Raw genomic sequence first — 8,405 nt, 5'->3', positions numbered from 1 at the left:
CCAACTCTCGATGTGTCTTTTCTGTTTCACCACGGATTAGAATCATCTGCTTATCAAGATCGACGTCTTTATAGCGCAAATGCAATAAAGCATTCAGTCGTATGCCGGTGTAGTAGAAAACCTCGAATACTGCAAGCCAAAACCAAGCGGGTGTTACTTGGCTGCGCTCATTTGTGCAGCGCTCTTGTGCCTCTAGCGTTTCGAGCCAATTCCGAGATCTTTGAATCAAACTAGCATCGAGTATTTTGCTAGGGCGTTTCGGGGGCGTTACACAGGTTTCTTTGAATGGGTTGACCGTCGTATGTTTAAGCATTTCGTGCTTAATCGCATATTTCCACACTGTGCGTAGGTGGCTCGAATAAGTATTCCAACTGCGTTTTGCCTTACCATTTGCCAGAAACTCCTTTCGCCACGCGAGGATCGACCGATGATCAATCTGTTCGATTGGGGTGGCCCCGAAATGTGCGAGCATCGCTTTGGCCGAGGATAGATAAGTCTTTGTAGTTGCTGGCCGAAGGTCACGCGCAAAGATATATTCATCCGTAAGTTGCAAGGCGGTGGTCATTGTTGGAACTCCATTGATTCTAATTTTAAAGAAAGGCTGGCGTTATCGAGAGGTACTTCTGAAAAAATCGTGAGGGGGTCCAATAGTAAGTAACCCTTCAGCTGTTTTGATTTGCGAGGGCCGATTACGTCGCAGTTCCAGATGTTCAGGCTCTTCTGGGTTTTTCGATGAAGTTTTTGCTTTTCGAAACTGCGTTGAACCAACTGCCAAGCGTTGACTTGCTGTGCTTTGGCTTCCTGTTCAATGTGGGGGAACTCAAGTACGTAGCGCTTGAATATTCCAGGCGTCACCAACATAGCGGTGCCGGCTACGGTATGAACCAGTGCTTTGGTGTCGTTAATAATGATTTTTCGAGATGCGATCCCTTGTTTAAGCCATTCAACAAATCCCTGGCCGAGCTCGGTGTTACTGGGCATTGCAATGACTTCTTTATCAGTTGGTGCAGGCACGCCTCCTGGGTTAGGAGAGTGAAGGCGCTCGCTATCATCCGGTTTCGACGACGCGCTCTCTATTGGTGACAAGGGACTGCTTTGGGTATCATCTAGTGGCTCATTGACATTATTTAGAAGTGCCAGTAGCGCGTCAAATTCAGCGGGATCATCCGAACGGCGTTGGGGTGTATCAGCGGATGCCGTTGGTGCCGGCGTTAATGGCGCTGGTGCAGCATTAGCTTCAGCCGCTTTAGGTGAGCTTTTCACTGGAGAAGCGCTGGGACTTTGCGCCTCAAGCTCATCCACTGCATTGCCAGCCTCAACCTCAAGGGTGCCTGCGTAAACGGTGGGCCGTTCGTTGGGATCACTCCAAATCAGTGAGGGTGAAAGCTTGAGTAGGGTGAAGGTATTTCGCCAGCCGCGACCGTTGTCGATTGTTGCTTTCCAGATGGCCTTATCCTGGGCATTGGTCTGGATAACTCCCTGGTCCTGCAGCATGTTGAAGAAGGGCGCGTTCGAACTGGGCACGCCTTCAACGCCTTGGGTCAGCAAGTAAGCGCGTAGTTGATCGGCAATCGGTTTGCTGACGAGCCATAGAGCCTCTTGTGTCAGCCACCCATCTGAGGGGCCATCAGGCTGATTCAGCTTGAACGTGTCACGCACCAGGTAGCGCAAACCGTCCGCCAGTTGACGTTGCAAGGACTGTTTTGGCGCTGACAACGCACGACCAGGGTTACCGCCGAGCTCCTGCGCGACAGAGGCTTGGTCGGCCTTGACCACAATCTCGCCCAATATGCCGGCGTGCTCATATTGGCCGGCCAGCACAAAGATCAGTTGCGACCAGGCTTCGGGGAACCCGCTGAGCCAGTCCAGGATTTCCGAGGAAAGGATCTGCGCGTAGATCAGTGCGGCAGCGGCCCCGTGCAATTGGTAGTTGCGACCTTTCACATAGCGAAAGCGATAAGGGCGGTTGATTGGGCCATGCCAAGGGTGCCAGGTTTTACCTCCCTCCAGTTCGATGTGCACGTCGACGGCAATCTTGCCGAGGTCGTGAATCAGAGCGCCATAAGCAGCTGCGGCAGTCCACGCTTCGGCCTGAGCCGATTGAGACTCCGGTGGTGCACCGATGGGTAGGAGGTAGGTCTGTCGAATCTTCAGCGCATAGGCGACGATCTCTAAACCGTGATCAAGCATGCCGCCTGGGTGTGCATGGTGGTGGTTCTGCGAGGCAGGGAGCTGCTGGACCAACTCTGCGTAGCGCTCCAGTGGGCGCCGATAGAGCTCCACAAACTGTGAGCGTGATAACGAAGCACGCTGCCAGATGTTCTCCAGCAATTTTTGACGCCGCGGGGTCGCCAGCAGATCCTGTCCCTGGGCAGGTTTCAGAAAACCGTTTGGTGAAGGGGCGGCAGCAGGCAAGGGTTTGCTGCGGCGGAAAAATGAGAACATCACCAGCTCCATCAATGAATCATGGACTGGCTTTTCCGCTATCTGGTGGGTTTACTTCAATGGGAAAAGGTCACCGGCTGCGTTAGGGTATTTCGAGAAGCATTACGCCATCAGTGTGACGCTCCAGGTGATTACGCCTGCGCAGAACAGTTGCACGAGGAGTTTCCGAACCCTTTTTTATTGAGTGTCGCTCCATGAGTTGCAACGAACAGCAGGTGAGGGCGACGACCTTTTTGCGTAGCAAGCCCTTTCGGGTAGGGCTTTTACCCTTGTGATCCATTCCATTCGCTTTTAGAGACCATTTACCCTTTTGGGCCATTTGGCGGTGGGCAGGAGTAGGGCCTCCGCAAACGCATGACTGAGCATCCATTTATCCATTGGCCTTGCGGCAGCGCGAAATCAGGATTATAAATAATGTCAAAGCGCCTCCAGTTTAAGGAGGGCTAGGAGAAGCATGATGACCGCATACACCTCACAGACCGTTGCAAGCCGCTTGGGCTATAGCCTTGGTCGTGCGGTGCGCATCGTATGGTGCAGCGAGAACCGCACTTTACGCTGGGTCAAACGTCTTGCTCTAATCGCATTAGCTGTATATGCCTGGGTATGGTTGGCTCATGCCTTCATTGCGGCTTTTACCGTTGGCATAATTTTGCTAGCGCTGGTAGTAGGGTGTGGCTCTCGTTCGGGTGTGAGAACTACGAGTGTTTATAAGCCCTTCAAATCTGAATATGACAATGATCCATACTCTCTAGGGAATCAAAACAATCCTTTGTTTCACGCTAAATATGACGATAATTTTTTAAACTAAATTTTCATCATAGGATTTTAAGTTCTGAAGGTGATAAGCAGCGTAAAAGCAGAATTATTTGATTTTGCTTTTGGCAAACTCACCACCTTCAGCCCCAGCTTTTTCTACAGAATTCGTACCTCTCGATAGACCTTCCAGCGCATTCCCGGCGCTAATCCCCGCCCATCCAAGTGCTCCTATCCAGAACAACGGCAGGATGATAAACATCGAACCCATCACGAAATTCAGGATTGCATCCTGAGTCGTAGCGTTCAATCCCATGACAGGGTCAAATGACAAATGGGGTGAGCCTGCTCCATACAGGGCGTCCAGGATAGTTGTATCTACCCACCGTGCCAGTTGAAACCAAAAGTCCACGAAGATCAGCGCAAAAAATACCACTGTCATGGTCATTGCTACTTTCAACTGATAAGCGCCGACGATCAGTACCAGCGGGATACAAATCACCATCGCCATCTTCAAGAACGCCATGACCATTGGTAGCGCCTGACGAACCATGTCCATGGCAGGGAAGTAGGCCATGGATCCCAGCGCAACTCCAAGAGTGCCGGCTGCGCGAGCTGCGCCATTCCACACCGTCCCATTTATTTGCCCACCATAGTCGGTATAAACATCCCCTTTAACCTGGTTCGACGGCGAGACCAGTTGACGAACAAGCGAGTCGGTCACTTCGTCCTGGGACAGCCACTTCGCCCAACCAAGCATTTTTGTCATGAGGTCAGGTGATACCTGATCTTTGATACGATCTCGTAAGCCTACTCCGCTATCGGACCACCATTGTTTACAGGTTGGATATCCTCCACCTCCGCTCACCTGTGGCAACCCTACATCACGCGAAGCGTTGTACGGCCAGGACGTTCTGGGTGTCTTGGAGTAGTCCGTGTCGTAGTAACCCGAGGTGTTCAGCAAGAAGTGGGAGCCGATCCAACTAAGGTCCTGCAAGAACTGGGGATCATTGGCTTTCGTGCCCACATCTGGTTGACGCATGAAGAGTCGGGCGCGTGAAGGTCCGTAACAGTCGTGGGTAAAGTCGCCGATTTCCTGGGCAAGCAGTGGGTTGTTGATCTTGGTGTTGTTTACGTCCATTCGCATTTGTCGCAGGTCGGTCCCGCAAGGGATGGCTGCGACCGCACCACTGGTCAAGCCTTTTGACAACGCATGCATAAACGCCCACCACATGGGCATCTGTGCACTCTTTCCAGCCAGAGAGCTAAATGTCGTGTTCCAGCCCGTGTCAGCTGGTTTGGGTACGTTGTACTGGCATTGCTGGGCTCTACTTTGATCGAACGCCAAAGTATCGAAGCTAACATTGACGGCCGGGACTGCGAAGAATGCGACGACGACGTACCCAACGTAGATGTTGGTCTCGATCCGGGCCAGTGAAAGCACGCCTTTGTTACCCTCATCAGCCCCTTCACCACGGACCTTGAGCCATTCTCGAATCACGATTATGCAGAAGGGCAGGGCGAACAGGCCGGTATCTGAAATCATGTCCCAGATGCCGTTGTTGATGATCCAGCCCACCAGGGTGAGGTAGTACTCCAGATAGTCATTGGTGTAGAGCGTCACTGGACACCTCCTGCCTGATACAGCACTTTGCTCATCTCAACCATGGCAAACAATAAAGCCACCATGACCTCGATCTTCAGCAAGCCTTTGCGCCTCGATTGCGGCAAACGAGCCTTGAGCTTGAGCCAGGCAACCGTCAACGCGATATAAAGCATCAGTCGCCAGGTGAGCAGCGTCCAGTAGTTGTCGACACGCCATGCTTGCCATTGCTCAGCACTGTCGAACATGCTCATCAATACGGCGTTGAGTAATACCACGATTGCTGTAGCGGCTAGCAGAGTGCCTAGAACAACGAGAATGCCCCGCCCGACTCGTCGAGTCAGGGAGCGGTTGGGGGCGGCGGCAGGATCTTGAATATCAGTCATGGCCTACACCTCACTATTTGCTTTTGGCAGGTGATTGCAACTGATTCAGGCGATCCGTTTCTGGATCGCCTGGAAACACGCCGCGTGAGTCTTCGGCCCGAGCTTTGCCGCGTTCAATGATGGTCAGTGGTGAGTTCTTCGCGAGCTGCTGACGCATGTCCAGCTCCATTTTCAAATTGCTGATTTCCTGTTGCAGCGACGAGCTCTGCTGACCGACTGCCTGAACGGCCAGGTCGTTAGCCGCGACGTTTGGTTCTCGGCTACCTGCCATCAAGGTGCGTTGAAGGGTCAACGCTTTCTCCAGTACATCCGACAGCGCGACTTCGGAGGCAAGTCTGCGAGCGAGTACGTCTTGATCTCGCTCATCCTTGAGAGCAGCGACAACACCACGGGTGATGGGCAGAGAGTTGCTACTTGCGGCCTCAAGGTTTTCGACCGATAAACTTTTGTTTCCAGTCAGCAGCTCCTGCAGCGCCTTTAGCTTGGTGTCATACGTTTCCTGGATCAGTGGCGTGAGGCCTACACCTGCTGCTGTCACCGTTTTAGGGCAACTGTCACAGGTTTGTTGTTGCTGTTCTCCCAGCACACGATTGGCGAATGTGGTGGCTTCCTGGGGCGATGACCAGACGTTGCAGACCATTCCATTGTTGCAGCTGTCTTTGCTGATCGTGCCGGTGTCGCCGGCCGCACGTTTGTTAAGCAGGTTGTATCCCGCTTTGGTGACGTCACCGACAATACGGATTGGCTTCTGGCCGGAACCTCCTGCTCGATCACCCCCAACCCAGGTGACGCCATCGTTGCCGCCTTTCTTTTCGACCTGCTCCACTGCAGAGACTGCGTCCGTGTTGGACGTCAGCGCCTGGCTCATCGCCTGACCTTCAGCGAGCTTGCCCCAACCCATTTGATTACCGGCGATATCCGCCATTTTTTCGCCAATGGCCCTGCAGGTGCCTTTGGACCGGTCAAAGTCCAATCGAGCCTGCAAGATGCCATTCGTGATGAGGTTATAAAGCGCTGGATTTGCGCGTTGGAGGATCAAGGCTGGCAGCGAGGCGACGGCGCTGGTGGCGTTCTGCACCACCGAGCTCATGATGTTCTGGAATCCAGAGGTGGCACCATTCAACTGGTTTTGCAGGGTGTTGCTCATGCTCATGTTTCCGCAGACCAGGTTGTTGTTCCAGCCACCGCCGACGGAAATACTGTCCATGTTGCCGGCGCTCCCCATTGTCACGGCGTTCCCCCCGCCGATGTTGTAGAGCACGTCGTCGCCAATGACGCTGCCAGAGGAGGAGACGTTGATTGGATCAGCAGAGACTGCTATTGCACTGCTGAGGCTGCAGGCGAGCCCTATCGCCAAGGTAGTGAGTTTCATGTTGTGCTCCGACCGCTTGTCTTTGAGTAATTAATGCCCCGATAAGGCAATGATCAGTAATGCCGACTTGGCCGACATCCGCGTTTCCAACTCTTTACTCGGGTGCTGGCTCCTGCTTAAGGGGCTCTGAGTGAACAAATTGCGCAATCAACTCTGGCTCAGCACCGGCCCACTGCAATGCCTCGGACATATCGCGAAAAGCTCGTTGACGTTTATCTGACTTGCTCACGCGCACTTCTCGCTTTTCGATTTCAAGCACCCAAACGCTGCGGGTTTCGCTGACCAGTATCGCTACAGCTATATCGCCGCTTTTAGACGCTACGAGCATTCTTTTCACTGTGCTGGACATGGCTTCTTACCTGCGGTGGGGCGAGCGCCAAAGGTTTTCACCTGGGTTTAAGGCGTCACGGTTAGGAGTTGAAGTTTCTGATGTACTTGGTGGCTTTTTCATTGGAAGTCCGTACTGCCGAGGAAGGTCTGGCCACGACGTTGGCAGCACGAATACGGACGCCAGAGCGCCCAGGCGTATCCGCCGTCCTGGGCATCGATATTGGGTGTGATGGTTGGAAATGTTGCGCAGGTGGGATTGAGCACCGGGGTCAGTTCCTGCCACTTACCGGTGGAGGCGTCACCTTCGCGCAGTGCTCCCGCTGGCCAGTAACCAGGGTAGGGTAGGGCAAGCATCGGTAGGTAGACATGGACCTGACCCAGTCGGGTGGTCACGTCACCGGCGCGCTGTGCAATTACGGCACCGGTCTTGTAGTCATCGACTTGATTAAGAAAACCACTGCGTGGATAGACATTCCCCCAGCTGCTTGCAGTGAGCAGGCTACCGATCTCGCGCATACCCGGAATGAGAGCTTCAGGGTATACAGCTTCAGGTACGCCGTACCGCCAGGCTATGGGGTCCAGGGTGCTGAGGAAGTAGGGGACAAGTGGTAACGTTGCGCCTTTGCAGACATAGCCAGAGGCGCTGGCGAACTGACTCAGTGCCGCACCACCAGGATGGCCGATCACGTCGGCTTCCTTGAACTTGATCATGTTGTTTTCGGCGACGTGGTTGGTGGTGCCATCGTTACCTGCTTGAGCCATCGGATTAGGTGTGCCGAGAGGCGACATCTCTATCCAGGGGTTCATCCCCGTATTTGAGTATGCAGACACCACGGCGTCCGGCACATAGTGACGAACTTTGGTGGACGTTTTGACCTTGCAGCCGAAGGGCGTGCAGAGGAGCCAATAGCAAATGCCGACGACTTTGTATTCCAGACAGGTCGGCGACAGCGTCGAAGCAATGATTGTGGCCGAAGTGATCGCAGCTGATGCGCTGAAGGACAAGCTGAAGGTGATGGCCAGTGACAGTGGGCGGATCGCTAAGCGTGAGCGTCTCATCGTGACAGGCTCCTAGCTCGATCAATCTGCGCTATGGCTTTTGCCACGTCCGCCTCCCCGTACACAACGTAGCGGCGGTCGACGACAACTGCGGGGATTTTTTCAACCCCCACACTCCAGGCATCTGTAATGCCCTGCTGTGCTTGAACCAGGTCGGTTTGAAGACGTTTGCCGGCAGGGCTTGCTAAGTAACGTTGAATGGTTGCTTCAGCCTGGCGTTGATCGTTAGGAAGCTGTCGAGACAGCAGCTCTTCGAGGCGTTGCTGGTCGTCGAGACGAATGATGCGCACGCCAGTAGGTGCGGATACAGGATGTGCCTGATCAGTGATTACCCATGTTTCCGCGTGCGCTGTGGCAGATAGGAGCGTCAAGGCCATGGAGGCAAGCCAAAGCCTCGTCCTGCGGGAAGGTTTATTGATAGGGTTCATCGCACCGTACCTGAAGTGGGTTCAGGTAC

General features: G+C 53.7%; 9 protein-coding genes. 1 reads left to right on the top strand and 8 read right to left on the bottom strand.

The annotated features are described in order from the left end of the window. Both xerC and mobH read right to left on the bottom strand, forming a co-directional pair. Positions 1-565 (bottom strand): tyrosine recombinase XerC (xerC, locus tag A7D21_RS25700; RefSeq protein ID WP_171902639.1); only part of this gene is annotated, 565 nt, incomplete at its 3' end. Continuing rightward, on the bottom strand, positions 562-2,445 hold the full coding sequence (mobH, locus tag A7D21_RS25695) for a MobH family relaxase (protein WP_141718266.1): 1,884 nt from the start codon (positions 2,443-2,445) through the stop codon (positions 562-564). The genes mobH and xerC, both read right to left, overlap by 4 nt. 457 nt (positions 2,446-2,902) lie before the next feature. Here mobH and A7D21_RS34695 point away from each other — a divergent pair, with 457 nt between their 5' ends. After that, positions 2,903-3,253: a hypothetical protein gene (locus A7D21_RS34695; RefSeq protein WP_083272239.1), complete on the top strand. Its 351-nt coding sequence runs from the start codon at positions 2,903-2,905 to the stop codon at positions 3,251-3,253. A 54-nt stretch (positions 3,254-3,307) separates the two neighbouring features. Here A7D21_RS34695 and A7D21_RS25690 read toward each other — a convergent pair whose 3' ends face one another. The 6 genes from A7D21_RS25690 to A7D21_RS25665 form a co-directional block, all read right to left on the bottom strand. Then, positions 3,308-4,822: a conjugal transfer protein TraG N-terminal domain-containing protein gene (locus A7D21_RS25690; protein WP_069552998.1), complete on the bottom strand. Its 1,515-nt coding sequence runs from the start codon at positions 4,820-4,822 to the stop codon at positions 3,308-3,310. Beyond that, positions 4,819-5,187 carry a hypothetical protein gene (locus tag A7D21_RS25685; protein ID WP_069552997.1) on the bottom strand — a complete coding sequence of 123 codons (369 nt, stop codon included), beginning with the start codon at positions 5,185-5,187 and terminating at the stop codon, positions 4,819-4,821. The genes A7D21_RS25690 and A7D21_RS25685 overlap by 4 nt, the downstream gene beginning before the upstream one ends. Positions 5,188-5,200: 13 nt before the next feature. Next, complete coding sequence (locus A7D21_RS25680; protein WP_069552996.1) at positions 5,201-6,559, bottom strand: integrating conjugative element protein; 1,359 nt, start codon at positions 6,557-6,559, stop codon at positions 5,201-5,203. A 94-nt stretch (positions 6,560-6,653) separates the two neighbouring features. Further along, the gene (locus tag A7D21_RS25675) at positions 6,654-6,908 is read right to left on the bottom strand and encodes a hypothetical protein (protein ID WP_083272238.1); all 255 of its coding nucleotides are present in this window, start codon (positions 6,906-6,908) and stop codon (positions 6,654-6,656) included. Positions 6,909-7,006: 98 nt separating this feature from the next. Beyond that, positions 7,007-7,948 (bottom strand): TIGR03756 family integrating conjugative element protein, encoded by a 942-nt coding sequence (locus A7D21_RS25670; RefSeq protein ID WP_069552995.1) that lies wholly within the window; start codon positions 7,946-7,948, stop codon positions 7,007-7,009. After that, positions 7,945-8,376 (bottom strand): TIGR03757 family integrating conjugative element protein, encoded by a 432-nt coding sequence (locus tag A7D21_RS25665; RefSeq protein ID WP_171902638.1) that lies wholly within the window; start codon positions 8,374-8,376, stop codon positions 7,945-7,947. Before A7D21_RS25665 ends, A7D21_RS25670 begins: the two co-directional genes overlap by 4 nt. Positions 8,377-8,405: the final 29 nt, after the last annotated feature.

Source organism: Pseudomonas sp. AP19, from assembly GCF_001728855.1.
GTDB lineage: Bacteria > Pseudomonadota > Gammaproteobacteria > Pseudomonadales > Pseudomonadaceae > Aquipseudomonas > Aquipseudomonas fluorescens.
Note: the sequence above shows the minus strand (reverse complement) of the source record. Positions and strands in the feature narration are given on the sequence as shown.